This window comes from Nocardioides imazamoxiresistens (assembly GCF_032378595.1).
Taxonomy (GTDB): domain Bacteria; phylum Actinomycetota; class Actinomycetes; order Propionibacteriales; family Nocardioidaceae; genus Nocardioides; species Nocardioides imazamoxiresistens.
The window spans coordinates 81,533-105,590 of sequence record NZ_JAVYII010000004.1 but is presented as its reverse complement, the minus strand read 5'-3'; the positions used below and the strand labels follow the sequence as shown (position 1 = coordinate 105,590).

The 24,058-nt window shown below is 73.3% G+C and carries 24 protein-coding genes and 1 tRNA gene; 14 read left to right on the top strand and 11 right to left on the bottom strand.

Annotated elements, in window-relative coordinates; all coding sequences use genetic code 11:
- Positions 1–105 precede the first annotated feature (105 nt).
- Complete coding sequence (locus RDV89_RS09795) at positions 106–1,293, bottom strand: MFS transporter (RefSeq protein ID WP_315732838.1); 1,188 nt, start codon at positions 1,291–1,293, stop codon at positions 106–108.
- A gap of 100 nt (positions 1,294–1,393) precedes the next feature.
- Between RDV89_RS09795 and RDV89_RS09790 the strand changes: the two genes are divergently transcribed.
- From RDV89_RS09790 to RDV89_RS09780, 3 genes are all read left to right on the top strand, one after another.
- A complete protein-coding gene (locus RDV89_RS09790; RefSeq protein WP_315732837.1) occupies positions 1,394–1,939 on the top strand; it encodes a pilus assembly protein HicB in 546 nt (181 codons plus the stop codon).
- Positions 1,940–2,021: 82 nt separating this feature from the next.
- The gene (locus tag RDV89_RS09785) at positions 2,022–2,897 is read left to right on the top strand and encodes a DUF4097 family beta strand repeat-containing protein (protein ID WP_315732835.1); all 876 of its coding nucleotides are present in this window, start codon (positions 2,022–2,024) and stop codon (positions 2,895–2,897) included.
- Positions 2,898–2,958: 61 nt separating this feature from the next.
- Positions 2,959–3,105: a hypothetical protein gene (locus RDV89_RS09780; RefSeq protein WP_315732834.1), complete on the top strand. Its 147-nt coding sequence runs from the start codon at positions 2,959–2,961 to the stop codon at positions 3,103–3,105.
- Between the two features lie 14 nt (positions 3,106–3,119).
- On the opposite strand, the gene RDV89_RS09775 is transcribed toward RDV89_RS09780, so the two are convergent.
- From RDV89_RS09775 to dcd, 6 genes are all read right to left on the bottom strand, one after another.
- Positions 3,120–4,073 (bottom strand): siderophore-interacting protein, encoded by a 954-nt coding sequence (locus RDV89_RS09775; RefSeq protein ID WP_315732833.1) that lies wholly within the window; start codon positions 4,071–4,073, stop codon positions 3,120–3,122.
- Complete coding sequence (locus tag RDV89_RS09770) at positions 4,073–4,921, bottom strand: ABC transporter ATP-binding protein (RefSeq protein ID WP_315732832.1); 849 nt, start codon at positions 4,919–4,921, stop codon at positions 4,073–4,075. Before RDV89_RS09770 ends, RDV89_RS09775 begins: the two co-directional genes overlap by 1 nt.
- Positions 4,918–5,991 (bottom strand): FecCD family ABC transporter permease, encoded by a 1,074-nt coding sequence (locus tag RDV89_RS09765; RefSeq protein ID WP_315732831.1) that lies wholly within the window; start codon positions 5,989–5,991, stop codon positions 4,918–4,920. The genes RDV89_RS09770 and RDV89_RS09765 overlap by 4 nt, the downstream gene beginning before the upstream one ends.
- On the bottom strand, positions 5,988–7,031 hold the full coding sequence (locus RDV89_RS09760; RefSeq protein WP_315732830.1) for a FecCD family ABC transporter permease: 1,044 nt from the start codon (positions 7,029–7,031) through the stop codon (positions 5,988–5,990). The genes RDV89_RS09765 and RDV89_RS09760 overlap by 4 nt, the downstream gene beginning before the upstream one ends.
- Before the next feature lie 26 nt (positions 7,032–7,057).
- On the bottom strand, positions 7,058–8,116 hold the full coding sequence (locus tag RDV89_RS09755) for an ABC transporter substrate-binding protein (protein ID WP_315732829.1): 1,059 nt from the start codon (positions 8,114–8,116) through the stop codon (positions 7,058–7,060).
- Between the two features lie 106 nt (positions 8,117–8,222).
- Positions 8,223–8,798: a dCTP deaminase gene (gene dcd / locus RDV89_RS09750; RefSeq protein WP_315732827.1), complete on the bottom strand. Its 576-nt coding sequence runs from the start codon at positions 8,796–8,798 to the stop codon at positions 8,223–8,225.
- 89 nt (positions 8,799–8,887) lie between these two features.
- On the opposite strand from dcd, the gene RDV89_RS09745 reads away from it, so the two are divergent.
- From RDV89_RS09745 to RDV89_RS09735, 3 genes are all read left to right on the top strand, one after another.
- Positions 8,888–9,682 (top strand): SGNH/GDSL hydrolase family protein, encoded by a 795-nt coding sequence (locus RDV89_RS09745; RefSeq protein WP_315732826.1) that lies wholly within the window; start codon positions 8,888–8,890, stop codon positions 9,680–9,682.
- Between the two features lie 34 nt (positions 9,683–9,716).
- A tRNA-Gly gene (locus tag RDV89_RS09740) sits at positions 9,717–9,792 on the top strand.
- The gene (locus RDV89_RS09735) at positions 9,792–10,460 is read left to right on the top strand and encodes a DUF2461 domain-containing protein (RefSeq protein ID WP_315732825.1); all 669 of its coding nucleotides are present in this window, start codon (positions 9,792–9,794) and stop codon (positions 10,458–10,460) included. The genes RDV89_RS09740 and RDV89_RS09735 overlap by 1 nt, the downstream gene beginning before the upstream one ends.
- 4 nt (positions 10,461–10,464) lie before the next feature.
- On the opposite strand, the gene RDV89_RS09730 is transcribed toward RDV89_RS09735, so the two are convergent.
- Together RDV89_RS09730 and RDV89_RS09725 are read right to left on the bottom strand one after the other, a co-directional pair.
- Complete coding sequence (locus RDV89_RS09730; protein ID WP_315732824.1) at positions 10,465–10,923, bottom strand: RrF2 family transcriptional regulator; 459 nt, start codon at positions 10,921–10,923, stop codon at positions 10,465–10,467.
- 68 nt (positions 10,924–10,991) lie between these two features.
- Entirely contained in the window at positions 10,992–11,915 is a 924-nt protein-coding gene (locus RDV89_RS09725) for a sulfite exporter TauE/SafE family protein (protein WP_315732823.1), read from the bottom strand.
- A 194-nt stretch (positions 11,916–12,109) separates the two neighbouring features.
- On the opposite strand from RDV89_RS09725, the gene RDV89_RS09720 reads away from it, so the two are divergent.
- The gene (locus RDV89_RS09720) at positions 12,110–13,978 is read left to right on the top strand and encodes an acyl-CoA dehydrogenase (protein ID WP_315732821.1); all 1,869 of its coding nucleotides are present in this window, start codon (positions 12,110–12,112) and stop codon (positions 13,976–13,978) included.
- Positions 13,979–14,041: 63 nt separating this feature from the next.
- Here the strand turns inward: RDV89_RS09720 and RDV89_RS09715 are convergent, their stop codons facing one another.
- Positions 14,042–14,923, bottom strand: a complete 882-nt coding sequence (locus tag RDV89_RS09715; protein ID WP_315732820.1) for an ArgP/LysG family DNA-binding transcriptional regulator — start codon at positions 14,921–14,923, stop codon at positions 14,042–14,044.
- Positions 14,924–14,993: 70 nt separating this feature from the next.
- On the opposite strand from RDV89_RS09715, the gene RDV89_RS09710 reads away from it, so the two are divergent.
- From RDV89_RS09710 to mnhG, 7 genes are all read left to right on the top strand, one after another.
- Complete coding sequence (locus tag RDV89_RS09710; RefSeq protein ID WP_315732819.1) at positions 14,994–15,632, top strand: LysE/ArgO family amino acid transporter; 639 nt, start codon at positions 14,994–14,996, stop codon at positions 15,630–15,632.
- Positions 15,633–15,749: 117 nt separating this feature from the next.
- Positions 15,750–18,677: a Na+/H+ antiporter subunit A gene (locus tag RDV89_RS09705; protein WP_315732818.1), complete on the top strand. Its 2,928-nt coding sequence runs from the start codon at positions 15,750–15,752 to the stop codon at positions 18,675–18,677.
- Between the two features lies 1 nt (position 18,678).
- Positions 18,679–19,137: a Na(+)/H(+) antiporter subunit C gene (locus RDV89_RS09700; RefSeq protein ID WP_315732817.1), complete on the top strand. Its 459-nt coding sequence runs from the start codon at positions 18,679–18,681 to the stop codon at positions 19,135–19,137.
- Between the two features lie 2 nt (positions 19,138–19,139).
- Positions 19,140–20,831, top strand: coding sequence for a Na+/H+ antiporter subunit D (locus tag RDV89_RS09695; RefSeq protein WP_315733190.1), 1,692 nt, complete (start codon positions 19,140–19,142; stop codon positions 20,829–20,831).
- Complete coding sequence (locus RDV89_RS09690; RefSeq protein ID WP_315732816.1) at positions 20,828–21,394, top strand: Na+/H+ antiporter subunit E; 567 nt, start codon at positions 20,828–20,830, stop codon at positions 21,392–21,394. Before RDV89_RS09695 ends, RDV89_RS09690 begins: the two co-directional genes overlap by 4 nt.
- Entirely contained in the window at positions 21,391–21,756 is a 366-nt protein-coding gene (locus RDV89_RS09685) for an MrpF/PhaF family protein (RefSeq protein WP_315732815.1), read from the top strand. The genes RDV89_RS09690 and RDV89_RS09685 overlap by 4 nt, the downstream gene beginning before the upstream one ends.
- Positions 21,753–22,115 carry a monovalent cation/H(+) antiporter subunit G gene (gene mnhG / locus RDV89_RS09680; protein WP_315732814.1) on the top strand — a complete coding sequence of 121 codons (363 nt, stop codon included), beginning with the start codon at positions 21,753–21,755 and terminating at the stop codon, positions 22,113–22,115. Before RDV89_RS09685 ends, mnhG begins: the two co-directional genes overlap by 4 nt.
- Before the next feature lie 162 nt (positions 22,116–22,277).
- Here the strand turns inward: mnhG and RDV89_RS09675 are convergent, their stop codons facing one another.
- Positions 22,278–23,798, bottom strand: a complete 1,521-nt coding sequence (locus RDV89_RS09675; RefSeq protein WP_315732813.1) for a DEAD/DEAH box helicase — start codon at positions 23,796–23,798, stop codon at positions 22,278–22,280.
- Positions 23,799–24,058 lie beyond the last annotated feature (260 nt).

Below are 24,058 nucleotides of genomic sequence, written 5' to 3'. Positions count from 1 at the left end.
CCGACCGGCCCTGCGCAGACTCTGTGCCGTGACGCTCGTCTTCGTGCCTGTTCAAACAGGCACGAAGACGAGCGTTACCCGGTTCACCGGGTGATCCAGAGGGGGTCAGCCCCGCCGCAGGCGCGAGGCGGCGAAGACGCCGGCGGCGAGGGCGAGGGCGGCGAGGGCGCCGACCCACACCACCACGCCGGGCCACCCGAAGGCGCTCCAGGCGGTGCCGACCCAGGCGCCGAAGACGCTGGACCCGCCGTAGTAGGCGCAGACGTACAGCGCGCTCGCCTGCGTCGCCGACGCGCCCGCCGCCAGCGAGGTCCAGCCGCTCGCGACGGCGTGGCCGGCGAAGAAGCCCGCGGTCAGCAGGACCAGGCCGAGCACCACGCCCGGCACGCTGTCGACCAGGGTGAGCACGAGCCCGCCGATCATCACGACGACGCCGCCGGCGAAGACCGGCAGGCGGCCGTACCGGTCCGAGGCGCGCCCGGCGATCGCCGACGAGGTCGTGCCGGCGAGGTACGCCAGGAACACCAGGCCGACGAGCGCCACCGGCAGCTCGAACGGAGGGGCGACCAGCCGGAACGTCAGGTAGTTGTAGACGGCGACGAAGCCGCCCATCAGCAGGAACGGCACCGCGACCAGGGCCAGCAGGGCCGGCTCGCGCAGGACGGGGCCGAAGCCGCCGCGCGACTGCGGACCGGGGTGGTCGTTGACCGCGTCGGGCAGCAGCCACCAGAAGCCGGCGGTGGCGACCAGCGCGAACAACGCGATCAGCAGCAGGCCGAGGCGCCAGGACCCGAGGTCCGCCGCCCCTGCGGTGACGAGGCGCCCACCGACGCCGCCCAGCGAGTTGCCCGCGACGTACAGGCCCATCGCCGCCCCCACACCGCTCGGGTGCACCTCCGCGCCGACGTGGCCCATGGCGACGGCCACGACGCCCGCCAGCACGAGGCCGAGCACGCCGCGCAGACCGATGAGGGCACCGATGCTGGGCGCGGCCGCGCAGGCGATCGCGAGCGCGACCGCGAGGAGCAGGCCGACGCGCATCGAGCGCACGCGACCCCAGCGCGCGGCGAGCGCCGTGACGGGGATGACCGCAAGGGCGAGCGCGCCGGTGCTCGCGGAGACGGTGAGCGACGCGGTGGTCGCGGTGGTGCCGTAGGCGGCGGCGATCTCCGGCAGGACCGGCTGCGTGGCGTACAGCATCCCGAAGGCCGCGAGGCCCGCGCAGATCATCGCGAGGTTGAGCCGACGGTACGCCGGGGTGCCGGGCCGGTGTCGATCCTCGGCGGCTGCCACGGCACGAGGATCGCAGGGCCGACGCCCACCGGCGCTGCGCCGTCACGCTGACGCCATCGAGCATCTTGTACTGATGTCATGATGGTGTCATAGTGGCGTCATGGACCTCACGCCGTACGTCACCGGACTCCGCCGGGACCTCGTCACCGCCGCCGAGGCGGGTAGCGAGGACATCCGCGCCGCCGCCGAGCGCCTCGCCCTCGCGATCGACCCGGCGGCTCGGCTCGTGCTCATGGAGGTGCTGGCCGACGCCGCCTCCGAGATCACCGCCGACCTGCCGCAGGGCAGCGTCGAGGTCCGGCTGGCCGGCCGCGAGGTCGAGCTCGTCGTCGACCCCGGCGTCCCGGCCCCGCCGGCCGCACCCGTTCCCCCCGCCCCGCCCACCCCGCCGACACCGCCGGCGCCCGAGGCCGAGGACGACGGCTCCGTGGCGCGCGTCAGCCTGCGGCTGCCCGAGTCGCTCAAGCAGCAGGCCGAGAGCCGCGCGGCCGACGCCGGCCAGTCCCTCAACACCTGGCTGGTGGCAGCGGTGCGATCGGCCGCCCACCGCGGGGTCGTCAACGTCGACATCGACCTCAGCAGCCTGCCCCTCGGCGCCGCCGACCCGTTCCAGCGCCGCAACCGCCGGCTCACCGGCTGGAGCTGACACCCGGCTCCCCACCCGTCCCGCACCCGCCCACCGGACCGGCCCACGCCGGCCCGTCGGTCCCGCACACCCAGGAGCAGCCATGTCCGAGCACACCTTCGACACCCCGGGCCCGCTCGACGTCTACGTCGAGCTCGGCGCAGGCTCCCTCACGCTCGCCGCGTCCGACACGACCACCACGACGATCGCGCTCACCGGCGCGGGCGCCGACGACACGACGGTCGAGCTCGACGGCGGCGACCTGCGCGTCCTCGCGCCCAAGTCGTCGGGCTTCCTCGGCCGCAACCGCGAGGTCCACGCCCGCCTGGGCGTCCCGGCCGGCAGCCGCCTGGCCGCCCGGTGCGGCTCGGCGTCCGTGTCGGCGACCGGTCCCCTGGCGCGCACCGGCATCGACACCGGCTCCGGTGACATCACGGTGGCCGAGACCGGCGTCGACTCCCTCCTGGGAGCCGGCTCCGGTGACGTCACCGTCGCCCACGCGAGCGGGCGGCTGGAGGTCGCGGTGGGCTCCGGGGACGTACGCGTCGACGCGGCCGCCGCCGAGCTCCTCGTGAAGACGGGCTCCGGGGACGTGCGCGTCGGGGAGGTCGCCGGCGACCTGGTGGTCCGCACCGGGTCGGGCGACGCCGACCTCGGCGTCGTCGCGGGCGCCTCGAAGGTGCGCACCGGCTCCGGCACCCTGCGCCTGCGCCGCGCCGGCGGCGACGTGGAGTTCGCCAGCGGCAGCGGGGACGCCGTGGTCGAGCACCTGCCGCAGGGCGCGCTCACCGCGCGTACCGCCTCCGGCGACGTCCGTTGCGACGTCCCCAGCGGCACCCCCGTCTGGACCGACGTCTCCACCGTCTCCGGACGCATCGACAACCAGCTCGAGCAGCTCGGCGCCCCCGCCGAGGGACAGCCCCACGTCGAGGTGCGCGCGACCACCGTCAGCGGTGGCGTCGTGCTGCGCCACGTCTGATCCGCACCAGCCCGTCCGGCCGCACCGGCCGCGCCACCGACACCGCCACGAGGAGCCCGTCGTGCACCACCACCCCGAGACCACCGCCGCCCTGGCCCGCCTGCGCGACGCCGAGCTGCGCCAGCAGTGGACGGCCCGCCCGCGGCGGCGCACCCTGCCCGGCGACGACGACGGACCCCCGCGGCCCCGGCGCCGACGCCGCGGCTGACCGGGAGCCGGGGCTCAGGCCTTCATCGCGACGCCCTCGCGCCAGTAGCCCATGAACGCGACCTGCTGGCGGTCCACGCCGAGGTCCTTGACGAGGGCGCGGCGCAGGCCGGTGACGACCCGGGACTCCCCGGCGATCCAGGCGTACAGGCCCGCGAACGGGCCGTCGGCCGGCGCCTCGCCCCCGACCTCCTCGCCCGAGGCGGAGTAGACCGGCGTCTCCCACGGCATCTCGTCGGGGTCCTCCTCCAGGTCCCCGGCGTCGGCGTGCGCCGTGGCGGTCGCGTCGAGCCGCTCGAGCACCCGGGCCCGCAGCTCCTCGCCGCGGGGGCGGCCGTCGCGCGGCAGCCAGACGACCTCGACACCCTCGGGGCCGACCACGTCGTCGAGCACGTCGTCGGAGCAGGGCACCTCGAGGTACGCGGTGCCGCGCGCGTCGCGGGGCAGGTCGCGCAGCACGCCGTAGACGGCCGGGGCCGCGGTCTCGTCGCCGACGATCAGCAGGTCGCGCGCCCCGGGGCCGGGGAGCCACTCGATCCCGCCGTACGCGTGGCCGCGGCGCGGCGCCATCAGCGCGACCTGGTCGCCGATCGTCGCGTTCCGGGCCCAGTCGTTGCCGGGGCCGGTGGCGTCGCCGTGCTCGCCCGGGTCGTGCACCACGATGTCGATCACCATCCGGGTGTCGACGCCCTCGCCCACGACGTCGCGCACCGTGTAGGTGCGCATGCAGCCGCGCTCCTCGTCGGGCAGCGCGAGCCACCGGGCGTACCAGTCGTCGCCGGTCTCGAAGGTCGGCACGACGCCCGAGGCACCCGGGAACACGATCTTCACGCGGGTGTCGAGCCAGGGGCCGTCGAGGCCCAGGTCGGCGAGGCCGTCGGCGCCCAGCTCGACGCGCACGAAGGACGGCGAGACGCGGCGCACGGCGCGCACCTCGACGGTCTCGAGGAGGAACGAGTACTCGGCCATCACAGCTCCTTGGCGAGCGCGGGCACCGGGCGGCCGAGGTGGCGGCCGACCGGCACGACGAGGGGGGTGTGGGACACGGGGTCGGGGATGACGCGGCTCTCGAGGCCGAAGACGTCCTGGACCACCGCCTCGGTGACGACCTCGCCGGGCGCGCCCTCGGCGACGACGCGTCCGTTCTTCATCGCCACCAGGTGGTCGGCGTAGCGCGCCGAGAGGTTGAGGTCGTGCAGCACCATCACGATCGTGGTGCCGGCGCGCTCGTTGAGGTCAGCGAGCAGGTCGAGCATCTCGACCTGGTGGGCGACGTCGAGGTAGGTGGTCGGCTCGTCGAGGAGCAGCAGGTCCGTGCCCTGCGCCAGCGCCATCGCGATCCAGACCCGCTGCCGCTGCCCGCCCGAGAGCTCGTCGACGACGCGCTCCGCGAGGTCGGTCGTGTCCGTCAGCGCCAGCGCCTCGGCCACCGCCCGGTCGTCCTCGGAGTTCCAGCGGCGCAGGGCGCTCTGGTGCGGGTGCCGGCCGCGGCCGACGAGGTCGACCACGGTGACGCCCTCGGGCGCGATCGGGTTCTGCGGCAGCAGGCCGAGGCGCTGGGCCACCTTCTTGGTGGGCACGGTGTGGACGGCCTCGCCGTCGAGCAGCACCGCGCCGCCCTGCGGCTTCAGCAGCCGGGACATGCCGCGCAGCAGGGTCGACTTGCCGCAGCCGTTGCCGCCGACGATGACGGTGATCCTGCCGTCGGGGACGGCGACCGTCAGGGCGTCGACGACCGTGGTGCCGTCGTAGCCCAGCGTGACGGCGTCGGCGTACAGGCGCGTGCGCGCGCCCGCCTCGTGCGGTGCCGCGCTCATCGCGGACTCCTTCCGGAAGCGCCCCGGGCCATCAGCCAGAGGAGGAACGGGGCGCCGACGGCGCCGGTGATGATGCCGGCCGGCATCTTGACGTCGCCGATCAGGTTCGCGCCGACGAAGTCGGCGGCGAGCAGGATGCTGCCGCCCACGAGCGCGGCCCCCGCGATGCTCGTGCGGCCGCGGTTGAGGCCACGGGCGATCGGGCCGGACAGGAACGCGAGGAAGGAGACCGGCCCCGCCCCCGCGACGCCCGCCCCGATCAGCAGCACGGCGACGAGCATGAGGATCTCGGGGCGACGGGACGGTACGCCCAGGCCCGTCGCGGTGTCCGCGCCGAGCTCGTTGACCCGCAGGTCGCGACCCGACCACCACACCAGCGGCAGCAGGACGACCAGCGCGACGGCGAGCACCTGCACCTTCTGCCAGTCCGCGTCGGACAGGCTTCCGGTGATCCAGCGCAGCGCGAGCTGGACGTCCCAGACCGCCGCGCGGGTGAAGAGGTAGTGCATGACGGAGAGCAGTGCCGCCGCCGTGCCGACGCCGACGAGGACGAGGCGATAGCCCCCGAGACCCCCGGAGACCCAGCGCACGAGCAGCGCCGTGGCGACGGCGCCGACGCCGGCGGCCGCGGCCACCGCGTCGCCGCGCAGGCCGAAGCTGAGCAGGGCGACCACGGCTGCGGTGCTCGCGCCCGCGCTGACGCCGATGATGTCGGGGCTCGCGAGCGGGTTGCGCAGCGTGGTCTGGAAGACGGCGCCGCCGATGCCGAAGCAGACGCCCACACCGAGGGCCGTCAGGGCCCGGGGCAGCTTCGACTCCATGAGGATGAACTCGGCCGTCGGCCGGCCGATGCCGTCGCCGAAGACGATCCGGAACGCGTCGGGCGCGGTGAAGGTGTAGCCGCCGAGCAGCAGGTGGACGGCGAAAAGGGTCGTGGCGAGGGCGCCGAGCACCGCGAGCACGATCGCGTGCCGGCGCCGCGGGCCGCGACGCGCACGGCGTACGCGCTCGACGTCGGCGGTGACGATGTGGGTGAGCACCTCGGAGGGGCGCTCGCTGACGCTGGTCACAGGCTCCCCAGCCTTCCGCGACGGATCATGACGAGGAACACGGGCGCCCCGAGCACGGCGGTCATCACGCCGACCTGGATCTCGCTGGGCGGCAGGACGAACCGGCCGACCGTGTCGGCGGTGATCATCAGGATCGCGCCCCACAGGGCGCTGAAGGGCAGGATCCGCGCGTAGTCGCCGCCCACCTGCATCCGCACGAGGTGCGGCACCAGCAGGCCGAGGAAGGCGATCGGGCCCGCCAGCGCGACGGAGGCGCCGACGAGGAGCACCAGGCCGAGGCCGACCATCGCGCGGTCGCGGGCGGTGTTGCGCCCCAGGCCCCGGGCGAGGTCGTCGCCGAGCGCCAGGGCGTTGAGCACGCGGGCGCTGGAGAGCACGAGCGCGAAGCCGACCAGGATGAACGGCAGCGCGGTCAGGAGCGCGTCGGTCTGCTTGCCGGCGACGCTGCCGATCTGCCAGCGCCGCGTGGCGTCGATGGTCTCGCGGCTCATCAGCAGGATCGCGGTGGTCCAGCTGGTCAGCGCCGCGGTGACCGCCGCACCCGCGATGATGAGCTTGGCCGGAGTGGCACCACCCCGGCCGAGGCTGGCGATGAGGTGGACGCCCACGGCGGCCACGCCGGCGCCGATGAAGCCGAACCAGATGTAGCCGCCGATGGAGGCCGTGCCGACGTAGGTGATGCCCGCGACCATCGCGAAGGCCGCGCCGGCGTTCACGCCGAGCAGGCCGGTGTCCGCCAGCGGGTTGCGGGTCAGCCCCTGCATGGCCGCGCCGGCGAGGCCGAACGCCGCGCCGAGGAGGGCGGCGACGCCGGTGCGCAGCAGCCGGGCGTCCATGAAGACGTTGTCGGGGTCGCTGCCGTCGAGGAGCGCCAGCGGGTCGACCCAGCGGTTGCCGATGCACAGCGAGGCGAGGGCGGCGACGACGAGCGCGGCGATGCCCACCGCCGCGCTCGTCGACGTGCCCCAGTGCGGGTTCCGTGCCCGGCCGGCTGTGGCGGTCCGGCCGGGCAGGTCGGGAGAGGTCTCCGTGACGGTCACACGGATCTCAGCTCGTGGGAGGTCGCTCAGTAGATCTGCGGCTCGCCGCCGATGGCGGCCGCGACCTCGGGGATGAAGTGGTCGAGCGCGTACGGGATGCCCAGGACCGACGGGAACGAGAGGCCCAGGGTGTCGTTCGGCTCGAGCGTGATGACGTAGTTGCCCTCGGCGACCGGCGGGATCTGCTGGAGGACCGGGGTCTCCAGGAGCGCCTCGGACTCCTCGACGGTGGTGCCGTACGCCATGATCACGTCAGCGTCGAGCTCCGCGGCGCGCTCGGCCGAGACGTTGAAGAAGAACGAGTCCGTGCCGCCCGCGGTGACGATCTCCGGGGAGACCATGCCGAGCTCCTCGAGGATCGCGGGGCGGTTGTCGGCGGTGGTGTACACGCCGATGTTCGAGACGTCGGTCGGGTCGAAGAACGCCCACACGAACGAGGCGCCGACGATCTCCGGGTGCTCCTCCGCGGTCGCCTCGAGGTCCGCCTGGACCTCCTCGACCAGGTCGGCGGCGGCGTCGCTGCGGCCCAGCGCCTGGCCGGTCATCTCGGTCGACTGCTCCCAGGTGGTCGCCCACTGCACGCCCGGGTGGGCGACGACCGGGATGCCGGCCTCGGTGAGCTTGTCGAAGTCGTCCTGCGTGAGGCCCGAGTTGGTGGCGATCACGACGTCGGGCTCGAGACCGATGATCTGGTCGGTCGGCACGGCGTCGGTGACGTCGATCAGCTCGGGGGCCTCGGCGCCGTCGATCTCGGCGAGGGTCTCGTCGAACCAGTCGGTCGTGCCGGCCTCGTTGCCGCCCCACGTCATCTTCTGCACGGCGACGGGAGCCACGCCCAGCGAGGCGACGACGTCGCCGTCGACACCGAGGGTGACGACCCGCTCGGGCTCCTCCTCGATGGTGGCCTCACCGTAGGCGGACTCGATCGTGACCGGGAACGCGTCCGCGTCGGCCGTGGTGTTCGCCTGCGGGGCGTTGCCGCCGTCGCTGCCGCTCGAACCGGTCGAGCAGGCGGTGAGGCCCAGCAGGGCGACGCTGGCGGCGGCGGCGAGGGCCGACGAGCGCCGGAGGGGGAGCTTGTGCACGGGGCGTCCTTACAGGAGCGGGGGATGACAACCCGCAGGACGCTACTAAGGCGTGCCTAACCTTGGCAACTCCCGGTGACGCAGGACACCCGACCCTGCGGCGATCTCAGATCGACGTGCGGTGGAAGTTGAGGAACGAGCGCGACGGCGTCGGGCCGCGCTGGCCCTGGTAGCGCGAGCCGTAGCGCTCCGATCCGTACGGGTGCTCGGCCGCCGAGCTGAGCCGGAAGAAGCACAGCTGCCCGATCTTCATGCCGGGCCACAACTTGATCGGCAGGTTGGCGACGTTGGCGAGCTCGAGGGTGACGTGGCCCGAGAAGCCCGGGTCGATGAACCCGGCCGTGGAGTGCGTGAGCAGCCCGAGGCGACCCAGCGACGACTTGCCCTCGAGGCGCGCGGCCACGTCGTCCGGCAGACCGACGACCTCGAAGGTGGAGCCGAGCACGAACTCGCCCGGGTGCAGGATGAACGGCTCGTCCCCGCCCGGCTCGACCACGCGCGTCAGGTCCGGCTGGTCCTCGGCGGGGTCGATGTGCGGGTAGAGGTGGTTGTCGAACACCCGGAAGAACCGGTCCAGACGCACGTCGACCGACGACGGCTGGACCATCGCGGGGTCGAACGGCTCGAGGGCGACCCGCCCCGCCTCGATCTCGGCCAGGATGTCGCGGTCGGAGAGCAGCACGCGCCCAACCTAGGGCATGCCCACCCCCTGGCGGCGCGGCTGTCCGCCCCGACGTGCACCAGGCGCGCAACTGGTTGCACACTGAACGCATGCCCGCGAACGCCCCGTACCGCCGCTTCGTCGCCCTCGGCGACTCCTTCACCGAGGGGGTCGGCGACGCCGACCCCTCCCGCCCGAACGGGGTGCGCGGCTGGGCCGACCGCGTCGCCGAGGTCCTGGCGACCGCCGCGCCGGACTTCGCGTACGCCAACCTCGCCATCCGCGGGCGCAAACTCCTGCAGATCCTCGACGAGCAGGTCGAGCCCGCGCTGGCCCTCGAGCCGGACCTGGTGACGATCTACGCCGGGGCCAACGACATCGTGCGCCCGTCGGTCGACCTCGACGACCTGGCCCAGGCGTACGACGCGTCCGTCGCGCGCCTCGTCGCCAGCGGCGCGCGCGTCGTGGTCTTCACCGCGTTCGACCCGGGCAGTGCCGGGCTGTACGCACCGATCCGCGGCCGCTTCGCCCTCTACAACGAGCACGTGCGCGAGATCGCCGACCGGCACGGCGCGACCGTCGCGGACTCCTGGCGCATCGCGCACGGCCTGCCCGACGGTCTCGCCTCCGCCGACGCCCGCCTGTGGGACGTCGACCGCATGCACCTCGGCCCGGCGGGCCACCAGTTCGTGGCGATCATGGTGCTCGACGCGCTCGGCGTCGAGCACGACCTGACCCCGCTGCCCCTGCCCGAGGTCCCGACGCTCGCGCGCTCCGAGCGGCTGCGCGCCGACCTCGACTGGACGCGCCAGCACCTGGTCCCCTGGGTGCAGCGGCGCCTGACCGGACGCTCGTCGGGCGACACGGTCAGCCCTCGCCGCCCGGGCCTCGCCCCGATCGAGTAGCATCGGCGACGGCCGGTGGGCGACCACCGGCCGCGCGGACGTAGCTCAGTTGGTAGAGCGCGACCTTCCCAAGGTCGATGTCGCGAGTTCGAGTCTCGTCGTCCGCTCCATGGCACCCCCCACCCCCGAGCCGTTCACCGGCTTCCCCGAGGCGGCCCTCGACTTCTACGAGGACCTCGAGATCGACAACACCCGCTCGTTCTGGCTGGCCCACAAGCAGCAGTACGACGTGTCGGTGCGCGCCCCGATGCTCGCCCTGGCCGCGGCCCTCGAGGCCGAGTTCGGCACCGCCAAGGTCTTCCGCCCCTACCGCGACGTGCGCTTCCGCACCGACAAGACGCCCTACAAGACGCACCAGGGCGCCTTCGTCGCCGCCGGCCCCTCCTGCGGGTGGTACGTCCAGGTCTCCGCCGCCGGCGTCCGCACGGGCGGCGGGTTCTACCGCGCCGAGCCGGCCGCGCTGGCCCGCTTCCGGGCGTACGTCTCCGACTCCGACACCGGACCGCCGCTCGAGCAGCAGGTCGCCGGCCTCGAGCAGACGGGCTGGGACGTGGCGGGCGACCGCCTGAAGACCGCGCCCCGCGGCTTCGACCGGGACCACCCGCGGATCGGGCTGCTGCGCCACCGGTCGCTGTCGCTGGGCCGCGAGCACGGCTTCGAGCCCTCGGTGATCGGCGTGCCGGAGCTGCAGGAGCGGGTACGCGCGGACTGGCGCGAGCTGCGCGGTCTCGTGGAGACGCTCGCCGACGTGCTGGCCGACCCGTTCGGGGACGACTGAGGCGTCAGCGGGTCTGCCAGGCGTCCTCGTCCGCGGTGCGGCGGGTGACGGTCTCCGGCAGGTCCTGCGCGGCCAGGTGGGCGATCGTCACGTTCTCGAAGACGTCGCGCAGCGAGGAGCGGGCCGCGATCCAGACGTGCTGGAGCACGGCCGCCGAGTCGTTGTAGGTCACCGACTCGGGGCGCAGGCCGTAGACCGACACCAGAGGCCCGTCGACGGCGCGGATCACGTCCGCCACCGAGATCTCGTCGGCGCCGCGGTGCAACCGCCACCCGCCGTACTGCCCCCGCTGGGAGACCACGACGCCCGCCCGGCGCAGGTCGGCCAGGATCGCCTGGAGGAACCCGTGGGGGATCTCCTGGAGACGGCCGAGCTCCTCGGCGCTGACGGGCTTGCCGTCGTCACGCCCCGCCATCTCGATGAGCGCACGGAGCGCGTAGTCGGACTTGGCGGAGACGCGCATGCCGCGATTCTGTCAGAGTCGCGCCCCGGGCGCGCCTGCGGCGCGGCCGGGGACCGGGCCCGAGTCGCTCAGGCGTGCTCGAGCGCGGCCTCGCCCGTCCGCTCCCGCTCGAGGCGGCGGGCCAGACGCTCGTCCCGCACGGCCCACACGATGCCGGCGACCCAGAGGACCGCGACGGCCCCCGCCAGGACGCCGACGCCCGCACCCTCGAGACCGAGGGTCTGCGCGATGGTCGTGGAGTTGGTGAGCACGATGAGCCCGCCCGCGGCGACGCCGAGCACCCGCGCGGGCAGGATCTTGACGAGGTACGCGGCGATCGGCGCGGCGACCACGCCGCCGGCGAGCAGGGCGAGCGCGATCTCCCACTCGATGCCCGCGGCGCCCAGGCCGATGAGGAAGCCGAGCGAGCCCCCGACCGCGACGACGAACTCGGAGGTGTCGATGGAGCCGACGACCTTGCGCGGCTCGAGCCGACCCGAGGACAGCAGGGTCGTGGTGCCCACGGGACCCCACCCACCGCCGCCGATCGCGTCGAGCGCACCACCGAACAGGCCCATCGGCGCGAGGAAGGCGGCGCTGGGGCGGCCCTTGAACTGCGGGCGGCGCCCGCCGAGCACGAGGAACCGGAAGACGACGTAGAGGCCGAGCGCGAGCAGGATCCCGGCGACCCAGGGCCGGGCGACGTCGGCCGGCAGGCTGACCAGGAAGGTCGCCCCGGCGAACGCCCCGACGAAGCCGGGCGCGGCGAGGATGCCGACGGTGCGCCAGTCGACGTTGCCGAGCTTGTGGTGGGAGACGCCGGAGACCAGCGAGGTGCCGATCTCGGAGAAGTGCACGGCCGCCGAGGCCGCGGCGGGGGCGATGCCGACCGCGAGCAGCAGGGTCGAGGACGTCACGCCGTACGCCATGCCGAGCGATCCGTCGACGAGCTGGGCGAGGAAGCCCACGACGCCCAGGACGACCAGCTTGCCCACCACGCACCTCCCGCTCATCTGTATCGACTCGGATAAGTCGACAAGCAAACTTAAGTTGATCTTCCGAGGAGGCCCGGTGGTGTCTCACGTGCTGGTCGCGAACTCCGTGCGCGCTTCGACTTGAAATTCCGCCCAGGGGTGCCGATCATTGAAGTTACTGACCGGTAGCGACTGCGTCCGGCGACCCCGAGACCCCGCACGAAGGTGGATCCGTGAGCCACTACAAGAGCAACCTGCGCGACATCGAGTTCAACCTCTTCGAGGTGCTCGGCCGGGACGAGATCCTCGGCACCGGGCCCTTCGGCGACCTGGACGCCGACACCGCCCGCGAGATCCTCCGCGAGGTCGAGCGCCTCGCCCGCGAGGACCTCGCGGCCTCCTACGAGGACAGCGACCGCAACCCCCCGGTCTTCGACCCGGCCACGAGCACGGCCCCCATCCCCGCCAGCTTCAAGAAGAGCTACGACGCCTGGATGGACGCGGAGTACTGGCGCCTGCAGATCGTCGAGGACCTCGGCGGCCAGCAGGCCCCGTCCTCGATCGTGTGGGCGCTGGGCGAGCTGGTGCTCGGCGCGAACGCGCCGATCTGGATGTACGCCGCCGGCCCCGCCTTCGCGGGCGTCGTGCACCGCAACGGCACCGACCGCGACAAGCGCATCGCGCAGCTGATCGTGGAGAAGAAGTGGGGCGCCACCATGGTGCTCACCGAGCCCGACGCGGGCTCGGACGTCGGCGCCGGCCGCTCGCGCGCGACCGCGAACGAGGACGGCTCGTGGAACATCACGGGCGTCAAGCGCTTCATCACCTCGGCCGAGTCCGACCTGCAGGACAACATCATCCACCTCGTGCTCGCGCGCCCGGCCGGCGTCGAGGGCGTCGGCGGGCCCGGCACGAAGGGCCTCAGCCTCTTCGTCGTGCCGAAGTACCACTTCGACCACGAGACCGGTGAGCTCACCGGCGAGCGCAACGGCGTCTACGTGACCAACGTCGAGCACAAGATGGGCATCAAGGTCTCCAACACGTGCGAGGTCACCTTCGGCGACCCGCAGGTCGGCGGCGGCGAGCCCGCGAAGGGCTGGCTGCTCGGCGAGGTCCACGACGGCATCGCCCAGATGTTCCAGGTCATCGAGAACGCCCGGATGATGGTCGGCACGAAGGCCATCGCGACGCTGTCGACCGGTTACCTCAACGCTCTCGAGTACGCGAAGAACCGCGTCCAGGGCGCCGACCTGACGAACTCGGCGAAGACCGCGCCCCGCGTCACGATCACGCACCACCCCGACGTGCGCCGCTCGCTGATGACCCAGAAGTCGTTCGCCGAGGCCATGCGCTCGCTGGTGCTCTACACCGCGTCGTGGCAGGACAAGGTGCAGCTGGCCGAGGCCGCGGGCGAGCACGACCGGCTCGCGGAGTCCGTCAACGACCTGCTGCTGCCCATCGTCAAGGGCTACGGCTCGGAGCGCTCCTGGGTGCTGCTGGGCACCGAGTCGCTGCAGACCTTCGGTGGCTCCGGCTTCCTGCAGGAGTACCCGCTGGAGCAGTACGTCCGCGACGCCAAGATCGACACCCTCTACGAGGGCACGACGGCGATCCAGGGCCAGGACTTCTTCTTCCGCAAGATCGTCAAGGACCAGGGCCAGGCGCTCGGCCACCTGGCGGGCGAGATCAAGGCGTTCATCGAGTCCGAGGCCGGCAACGGCCGCCTCAAGTCCGAGCGCGAGCTGCTCGCGACCGCGCTCGACGACGCCAACGCCCTGGTCGGCCTGATGATCAACGACCTCATGGGCGCCGACGCCTCCAGCGGCGGCGACATCCGCAACGTCTACAAGGTCGGGCTCAACACCACCCGCCTGCTGATGGCGCTGGGCGACGTCGTGTGCGGCTGGCTGCTGCTGCGCGGCGCCGAGGTCGCGCTGCAGAAGCTGGACGGCGACCCGGGCTCCGACAAGGCCTTCTACGAGGGCAAGGTCGCGGCCGCACAGTTCTTCGCGCAGGTCAACCTGCCGCGCCTCAGCGCCGAGCGCCGGATCGCCGAGGGCGTCGACCTGGCGATCATGGACCTCGACGAGGCCGCGTTCTGAGTCGCACCCACCCCTGACCGACCACCGAGGGCCCCCGGCGCACGCCGGGGGCCCTCGGTGCGCTCACGGGTCGCCGGGGGCCGCGGCCAGGACGGCGTCGCCGAGCCGGTCGAGCAGCTCGGAGCGCAGTCGCCAGCGCTGCCAGAACAGGGGGACGACGAGCGGTCGCCCGGGGGCCAGCGCGACGAGCTCGCCGGCGCGTACCCGCTCGGTGACGGCCTCGAGCTGGGTGTCCAGCAGCATCCCCCAGCCCAGCCCGCGCACGACCGCCTCGCCCATGTCGGCGGTCGTGGGGACGCGGTGCACCACCCGCGGCACGACCTCCGGCCCCGCCCGCCCGGCGAGCCAGTCGTGCTGGAGGGCGTCGACCTCGTTGAACCGCACGAGGGGCAGGCGCTCGAAGTCCGGCGCCGCGACCCCGCCGTGCCGCTCGAGCAGCGACCGCGTCGCGACGGGGTGGTAGCGCAGCCCGCCCAGCCGCTGCACGGTGCAGCCCTGGACCGGCTGGTCGTCGGAGGTGACGGCCCCGAGGACCCGGCCCTCGCGCAGCAGGCGGGTCGAACGCCCCTGGTCCTCGACGTGGATCTCGAGCGCCACCTCGTCCCAGCCCGCGACGACGTCGAGCACGTCGTGGAACCACGTGGCGAGGGTGTCGGCGTTCACCGCGACCGCCGCCCGACGCACCCCGGCGGGTCCGCCCAGCCGCAGGACCGCCTCGTCGGCGAGCAGGGCGGTCTGCCGACCGAGGCCGACCAGGACGTCGCCCGCCGGGGTGGCCCGGCACGGGGCCGCCCGCGTCACCAGCACCTGCCCGACCTGCGTCTCGAGCGCCCGGATCCGCTGGCTCACGGCCGAGGGGGTGACGTGCAGCGCGGTCGCCGCCCGGTCGAAGGTGCCGTGGTCGACGACCGCGACGAGGGCCGCGAGGTGGGCGGGCTGGTACATGAAGCAACGCTAACGGATCATCAGATTCCTTCGCTTCACTTCATGGCTGGGCGACCCTAGCGTCGGACCCGTGCCCATCTCCGCCAGCCTGCTCACCGTCGGCGCCGGCCTGCTGACCGGCCTCTCCCTCATCGTCGCCATCGGCGCGCAGAACGCCTTCGTCCTGCGCCAGGGCGTGCTGCGCCGCCACGTGGCCCCGGTGGTCGCGGTCTGCGCGACCTCGGACGCGCTGCTGATCGTCGCCGGGGTCGCCGGGGTCGGCACGCTGCTGGCGCTGGCGCCGACCGCGATCGAGGTCCTGCGCTGGGGCGGCGTCGCGTTCCTCACCGCGTACGGCGTGCTGGCGCTGCGACGCGCGGCCCGCCCGGGCGCCCTGGTGGGCGAGGGGGACGGCGTACGTGCGCTCGGGCACGGGGCCGTCCGCACCGTCGCGACCGCGCTGGCGCTCACCTGGCTGAACCCGCACGTCTACCTCGACACCGTGCTGATGCTGGGCTCGATCGCGCAGCAGGAGGGACCGGGGCTGCGCTGGTGGTTCGCGGGCGGCGCGGTCGCGGCGAGCGTGCTGTGGTTCAGCGCGCTGGGGTACGGGGCGTCGCGCGCCCACCGGCTGCTGGCACGTCCGGCCACCTGGCGGGTCCTGGAGACCGTCGTCGGCGTCGTCATGCTCGTGATCGCCGTCCGTCTCGCGCTCAGCCCGGTGGCCTGAGCCGGGCGCGGGCGAGCCGCGGAGCGTCCTCTAGAATAGGGATCCCGACCTCCGTAGCCCGCCCCCGCTGACCACCGACCCTCATCGCGGTCTGCGCCGACCACGAAGGCCGCGCATTTGCTCGCTGTCACCGTCGCCCATCTCGTCGCCGCCATGCTGGCCCCTGCCCTCGTGCGGACCATCGGGCGCCGGGCGTTCCTCGCTCTCGCCCTCCTGCCCGCCGCGACGACCGTGTGGGCCTTCACGCTCTACCCGGACGTCCGCGACGGCGGCACCGTCACCTCCGTCGTGGAGTGGGTGCCCGCGCTCGGGCTCGAGCTCGCGTTCGCCGTCGGCACCCTGCAGTGGGTGATGCTGCTGATCGTGGCCGGCATCGGCACGCTGGTGATGACGTACTGCGCCTGGTACTTCAAGGACGGCACGCCCGGCCTGACGATCTTCGCCACCAGCTTCACGGCCTTCGTCGGCGCGATGCTCGGCCTGGTGCTCGCGAACGACCTGCTGGTGCTGTTCGTGTTCTGGGAGCTCACGACCATCTTCTCGTTCCTGCTGATCGGGTTCGAGCCGACGAAGCGGGCGAGCCGGCTGGCGGCCATGCAGGCGCTGATCGTGACCACGCTCGGCGGCCTCGTGATGTTCGTCGGGATGCTGATGCTGGGGGCGGCAGCGGGCACGTTCCGGATCACGGAGATCCTCGCCGACCCGCCGAGCGGCACCTCCGTGACGGTCGCGGTGCTGCTGCTGCTCGTGGGCGCCGTCAGCAAGTCGGCCATCTTCCCGTTCCACTTCTGGCTCCCCGGCGCGATGGCCGCGCCGACGCCGGTCAGTGCGTACCTGCACGCCGCGTCGATGGTGAAGGCCGGCATCTACCTCGTCGCCCTGCTGGCGCCCGCGTTCTCGACCGTCCCCGGGTGGCACCTGTCCCTGCTGACCCTCGGCACCGCGACGATGCTGATCGGCGGCTGGCGCGCGCTGCGGCAGAACGACATCAAGCTGCTCCTGGCCTTCGGCACCGTCAGCCAGCTCGGCTTCCTCACCGTCGTGTTCGCCATCGGCTCGCGCACCGCGGCGCTGGCCGGCCTCGCCGTCCTGCTCGGGCACGCCCTCTTCAAGGCGACCCTGTTCCTCGTCGTCGGCATCGTCGACAAGCAGACCGGCACGCGCGACCTGCACGAGCTCTCCGGCGTCGGCCGGAAGATGCCGGCCGTCGCGGTCGCCGCGGTCATCGCCGGCGCGTCCATGGCCGGCATCCCGCCCGTCCTCGGGTGGGTGGGCAAGGAGACCGTGTTCGCCGGTCTCGTCGAGCTCGCCCACGGCGAGACCGCCGGCGTGCACGCGGCAGCCGGCTGGGCCGTGCTCGTCGGGCTCGTCGCCGGCTCCGCGCTGACGGTCGGCTACACGATCCGCTTCCTGTGGGGCGCCTTCGCGGCCAAGCCCGGCGTGGCGCCGACCGCGGTCAAGGCCCCGCACCCCGCGTTCACGGTCTCGCCGGTGCTGCTCGCCGCGCTGAGCCTCGGGCTCGGCTTCGCGGGAGCGCTGCTGACCACGACGTTCGCCCCGTACGCGGACGAGCTCCCCGCCGGCGCCCACGAGGAGTACCTCGCGCTGTGGCACGGCCTCGGCCTGCCGCTGTGGCTCTCGGTGAGCGCCGTGGTCGTCGGCGCCGCCCTGTTCCTCGCGCGCGAGCCCCTGTGCCGCTTCCAGGCCCGGATGGCCCCGCGGGCCAGCGCGGAGGGGGCGTACCGACTCGGCATGCGCACCGTCGACCGCGTCGCGGTGGAGGTCACCGGCTCGTTCCAGCGCGGCTCGGTCGCGACCTACCTGGCGGTCATCATCATCACGGTGCTGGTGCTGCCGGGCTACGGCGCGATCCAGGCGCTGCGCGACCCCACCCTCGACATCCAGCTCATCGGCGCGGACCGCTTCGCCCAGCCCATCATCGGTGCGGTGATCGTCGCGGCCGCGCTGGCGACCGTGCGCTCGCGCCGGCGTCTGCGCGCCGTGATCCTCGCCGGCGTCACCGGTTACGGCTGCGCGCTGCTCTTCCTCGTCCAGGGAGCCCCGGACATCGCCATCACGCAGGTGCTCGTCGAGACCGTCTGCCTCGTGGTCTTCGTGCTGGTGCTGCGCCGGCTGCCGGACTACTTCACCAACCGGCCGCTGACGCGCCAACGCTTCTGGCGGATGGGCCTCGCGGCCGCGACCGGCGTCGGCGCCGCCGCCTTCATGGTCGTCGCGGCGGCGGCCCGCACCGCGACGCCGATCTCCGACGCCTTCCCCGAGGCCTCGGTCGACTTCGCGTACGGCTACAACATCGTCAACACGACGCTCGTCGACATCCGCGCGTGGGACACGATGGGGGAGATCGCCGTGCTCGTCGTCGCCGCGACCGGCGTGGCCAGCCTGATCTTCCTCGACACCCGGATGTCCGGCATCCGCCGGGTCGCCGACGTCCCCTACCCCGCCGGCGTCGAGAAGCAGCCGACCCGACCGGGCCGACGTGTGTGGCTCCCGGGGCCGCGGACCCTGAGCCCCGAGCGGCGCTCGATCATCTTCGAGGTCGTCACCCGGCTGATCTTCCACGTCATCATGGTCTTCGCGATCTACCTGCTGATCGCGGGCCACAACCAGCCGGGCGGCGGCTTCGCGGCCGGCATGGTGACCGGTCTGGCCCTGATGATCCGCTACCTCGCGGGCGGCCGCTACGAGCTCGACGAGGCCGCCCCGATCGACGCGGGCATCCTCATCGGCACCGGCCTCTTCATCGCCGCGGCGTCGGGGCTCGCCCCGATGGCCTTCGGCGGCCTCCCGCAGCAGACGGCCGACTACTACCTCGACCTCGGCTTCCTCGGCGAGCCGCACCTGGTCTCGTCCATCTTCTTCGACATCGGCGTCTACCTGGTGGTGGTGGGACTCATCTTGGACCTGCTCCGGACCTTCGGGTCCCGCCTCGACCGGCAGATCCTGCGGGCCGAGCGGGACGGCTCGGGCGGCTCACGCGGCGACCAGGTCGCCGAGGCCGGCCGGAAGGGCGCGGTGGTCTGACGTGCAGGTGAACCTCACCCTGGCGGTCGTCGTCGCCGCGCTCGTCGGCTGCGGCGTGTACCTGCTGCTGGAGCGCAGCATCACCCGCGTGCTCGTCGGGCTCGTCCTGCTGAGCAACGGCGTGAACGTCATGTTCATGATCGCCAGCGGGCGGCCCGGCACGTCGCCGATCGTGGGCTCGTCCGATCCCGAGGACATGTCCGACCCGCTTCCGCAGGCCCTCGTGCTCACCGCCATCGTGATCACGCTCGGCACCATCGCCTTCCTGCTGGCGATGGCCCACCGGTCCTGGCAGCTCAACGGCCACGACGACGTGCAGGACGACGTGGAGGACGCAGCGATCCGCAAGCTCGCGATCGACGACCTCACGTCCGACAGCTACGGGCTCACCACGGGCCACCAGGACGACGACGAGCCCGGCGAAGAGGCCGCGGTCGTCAAGGAGGAGGGCGCACCGTGACCATGACGAGCCTCGTACCGCTCCCCGTCCTGCTGCCGCTGCTCGGCGCCGGCCTGGCGCTGATGCTCTCGCGCCGTCCCGGCGCCCAGCGAGCCGTCACCTTCGTCGTGCTCGTCGCCATCGTCGCGATCGCGGTCGTGCTGCTCGTGGCGGCCGACCAGCAGGGCCCGCAGGTCGTCTGGCTCGGCGCCTGGGACCAGCTCGGCATCGCGCTGGTCGCCGACCGGCTCGCGGCGCTGATGCTCCTCGTGAGCTCGGTCGTGACGCTCGCGGTCCTCGCGTACTCGATCGGCCAGGGCATGACGGGCGACGAGTCCGAGACCCCGGTCTCGATCTACCACCCGACGTTCTTGGTGCTCGTCGCCGGCGTCGCGAACGCCTTCCTCGCCGGCGACCTGTTCAACCTGTTCGTCAGCTTCGAGATGCTGCTGTTCGCCAGCTACGTCCTGCTGACGCTCGGGGGGACCGGGCCACGCGTGCGGGCCGGCACGATCTACGTCGTCGTCAACGTGACGTCCTCGATGCTGTTCCTGCTGTCGCTGGCCGCCGTCTACGCCGCCGTCGGCACCCTCAACCTCGCGCAGATCGCGGTGCGGGTCGAGGAGCTGCCCGACGGCGTGGCGCTCACCCTGCAGCTGCTGCTGCTCGTCACGTTCTCGATCAAGGCGGCCGTCTTCCCGCTGTCGCTGTGGCTGCCCGACAGCTACCCGACCGCGCCGGCACCGGTGACGGCCGTGTTCGCCGGCCTGCTCACCAAGGTCGGCGTGTACGCCATCATGCGGCTGCAGACCCTGCTGTTCCCGCAGAGTCCCCTCACCGACCTGCTGATGGTCGCGGCCCTCGCGACCATGATCGTCGGCATCCTGGGCGCGATCGCGCAGTCGGACATCAAGCGCATGCTGTCCTTCACGCTGGTCAGCCACATCGGCTACATGATCTTCGGCGTCGCGCTGGCGACCACGGACGGACTGTCGGGAGCGGTGTTCTACATCGCCCACCACATCACCATCCAGACCGCGCTCTTCCTGGTGCTGGGTCTCATCGAGCGCCGCGCCGGCAGCACCGCCCTGCTACGCCTGGGCGGTCTGGCCCGGCTGGCCCCCCTGCTCGGCGTGCTCTTCTTCATCCCCGCGATGAACCTCGCGGGGATCCCGCCGCTCTCCGGGTTCCTCGGGAAGGTCGGGCTGTTCCAGGCGGGCATCGCGGACGGCTCCCCCATGGCGTACCTGCTCGTCGCCGGCGGCACCCTGACCAGCCTGTTGACCCTGTACGCCGTGGCCAAGACGTGGGCGCTCGCCTTCTGGCGCTCGCCGGCCCAGGCCCACGAGATGATGAAGCTGCTCCCCTCCGGCGTCGATCCCCAGGACGAGAACGGCGCCAGTGCGCCGCACATGGTCCGCCACCGCGGGCACGTGCACGTCGGCTCGGTGGCCTTCGACAAGAACGACGTCGCCGACGCTGCACGGGTCGTCGACTCCGACGCCCCGGAGAAGGACCTCCACCAGCTCCTCGAGGAGGACGCCCTGCCCAGCCGCCTGCCCGGCTCGATGGTCGTGCCCGCCGCCGCGCTCGTCGCGGTGAGCGTCGCGATCTCGTTCCTCGCCGGTCCGCTCTTCGGTTTCACCGACCGGGCGGCGGAGGACCTGCAGGAGCGCACGCCGTACCTCTCCTCGGTCCTGGGGGAGGCGCCGTGAGCCCCCAGATGAGGACCACGCGCTCCGGCAAGCAGCGACTGGCGCGCTACCGCGCCGTGCAGTGGCCGATGGTGCTGCTGCTCGCGCTCGTGTGGTGGGTGCTGTGGGGCACCTACACGCCCTTCTCGCTCCTCGGCGGTGTCGTCGTCGCCGTCCTGGTCTGCCTCGTCTTCCCGCTGCCGCCGTTGCGCCTGGAGATGCGGCTCCGGCCGTGGCCCCTCGTGGTGCTGGTGGCGCGCTTCCACTTCGACATCGTCGTGGCGAGCGTCCAGGTCGCCTGGACCACCCTGTTCCCGCCGAAGCCGCTGACCAACGCGCTCGTGGGCGTGCGCCTGCGCAGCGAGTCGGACTTCGTGCTCACCGTCGTCGCCGAGCTCGTCTCGCTGGTGCCGGGCAGCGTCGTCGTCGAGGTGCACCGCGGGACGCACTCGCTGTTCGTGCACGCCATCGACGTGCGCAACGACGACGACGTGGAGGCCGTGCGCCAGCGCGTGCTGGCCCAGGAGAAGCGTGTCGTCGACGCCTTCGGCGACTTCGAGCTCTCGGAGGAGGTTCCCTCATGACCGTCCTGCTCGTGGCCAGTGGGCTGCTGCTGGGGGTGGCGGCGCTGCTCGTCGTGCTGCGGATGACCCTCGGCCCGACGATCCTCGACCGCGCCATCGCGTTCGACGTGCTGATCGCCATCAGCATCTGCGCGATCGCGCTCGAGGCGGCCATCGACCGCAGCTCCGAGACGATGCCGCTGCTGCTGATGGCGACCCTGCTGGGCTTCGTCGGCTCCGTCAGCGTCGCGCGGTTCTCCCCCGGCAGCGACGACGTCGAGGCCGAGGAGGGCGACGACCCCGACAACCGCGCCCGGCTCGCGCAGCGCCGCGAGCGCAGCCTGCGCGAGAAGAGCCTGCGGGCCAGGAGGATGAGCCGATGACGAACGTCCTGGACATCGCCGGCGGGATCTTCCTGCTGCTCGGCGCGTTCCTGAGCCTGGTGGCCGCGATCGGCCTGCTGCGCTTCCCCGACCTGCTGACCCGGATGCACTCCGCGACGAAGCCGCAGGTGCTCGGGCTGCTGCTCGTCGTGCTCGGGCTCGCACTGATCCTGCGCGACCCCGCGGCGACCGCGATCCTCGTGCTCGTCGCGACCTTCCAGATGGTGACGGCGCCGGTCGCCTCGCACATGGTCGGACGCGCGTCCTACCGCGCCGGGCAGGTCCGCACCGACCTGCTCGTGCGCGACGAGCTCGGCGACGTGCTGCCCAAGCTGGAGGAGAACCGCGGGGCGCCGTGAGCCCCGCCCGCCGGAGCGGGGTCGGACGACGCGGACCGGTCGCGGGAAAACGCGGACCGGTCGCGAGAGAACGCGGACGGGACGAGTCGTGCAGGCTCGTCCCGTCCGCGTTCTCCTGGACCCGGTCCGCGTTCTCTCCCCCTCCGGGCGGGGTGGGTCGCGTCAGCGGCCGCTGCGCTCCTCGCGCTGCTCGCGGTTCCACCGCTGCTTCTTGCCCGACGCCGACGCGCCGGCGGGCTTGCCCGAGGAACCCGAGGCACCCGACGTCGCGCGGTCGTCGCGCCGACCCCGGTAGCCACCGTCGGGACGGTCGCCGTCGCGGCGCGGCCCGCCCGCACGGGGAGCACCCGAGCGCGGGCCGCCCGAACGGGGGCCACCGTCGCGGCGCGGGCCGCCCTGGCGGAAGCCGCCCGGGCGCGGTCCGCCCGACCGCGGCCCGCCGCTGCGGGCGCCCGGACCGGTGCGGGTCGGCGGCGCCGACGTGCCCGACGCGTCGAGGGCCTCGGCGGTCATCGGGCGCGGCGCGGTGCGGACGTCGTGGTGCAGCACCTCGACCTCCGCCCCCTTCTGCAGGCGCACGACCGCGGCGAGGAACTTCGGCGTCGTCAGCGTGACGACGGTGCCGGCGGTGCCGGCGCGGGCCGTGCGGCCCGAGCGGTGCAGGTACGCCTTGGGGTCGGACGCCGCGTCGAAGTGGACGACCAGGTTCACGCCGTCGACGTGGATGCCGCGGGCGGCGACGTCGGTCGCGACCACGGCGGTCGCGCCGCCGGAGGAGAAGCGGGCGAGGTTGCGCTCGCGGACGCGCTGGGACAGGTCGCCGTGCAGGTCCACCGCACCGACGCCGGCGTTCTCCAGCGCCTCGGCGAGCTCGACGGCGCCGTCGCGCGTGCGGGTGAACACGATCGTGCGCCCGTTGGCCCGGACGAGGTCCACCGCGGCGTCCACCTTCTCGCGGAAGCCGCCGACCACGAGGGTGTGGTGGGTCATGGTGGTGACCGCGCCGGCGTTCGGGTCGAGCTCGTGCAGCCGGGGCTCGCTCAGGTGGCGGCGCACCAGGGTGTCGACGTCGCCGTCGAGGGTCGCGCTCAGCAGCAGGCGCTGGGAGCCGGCCGGGGTCTTCCCGACGAGCTCGTCGACGACCGGGAAGAAGCCCAGGTCGCAGAGGTGGTCGGCCTCGTCGAGGATCGTGAGCCGAACGTCGTCGAGGAAGCAGTAGCCGTTCTCCAGCAGGTCGCCGAGGCGCCCGGGGGTGGCGACCACGATGTCGGCGCGCTGCCGCAGCTGACGGACCTGCCGCTCGTAGGGGACGCCGCCGTACACCGTCGTCAGGCGCAGGCCCACGGCCTGCGCGAGCGGGGACAGCGAGCGGGTGACCTGCGTGGCGAGCTCGCGGGTCGGCACCACGACGACCGCCCGCGGGTGGCACGGACGGCTGCGGCGGCCAGCGAGCCGCTCGAGCACGGGGATGCCGAACGCCAGCGTCTTGCCGGAGCCGGTCTGGGCGCGGCCCAGGACGTCGCGGCCGGCGAGCGCGTCGGGGATGACGGCCTGCTGGACGGGCGTCGGGGCGGTGATGCCCTGCGCCGCGAGGGCGGCGACCAGCTCGGGCTTCAGGCCGGCGAACGACGCGGTCTCTTCGGTGTTCTCGGTGTCGTCAGGGGTCAGGACGGTCTCGGACAAGCCGGGCACTCTCTTCTCGCGCACGGGGGCGCGTCGCACTGCAGGGGTGTGCGTCTGCGCGCGGAACCGCGGGTGCTGCTCCGGTGGGCCTGACGAGACGCGATCTCGATGGACCCGATCGCTGGTCCCTGCGCCCGAGGGGGGCGCACCACACCGGGCACAAGGAAGGGTGATCCGGGCCGACTGCGGCTGATCACTGGCCGTCGGGGAATCTACGTGCCGCCATGCCGCGCTCGGCAATCCGCGCGGCTGTCTCCTGG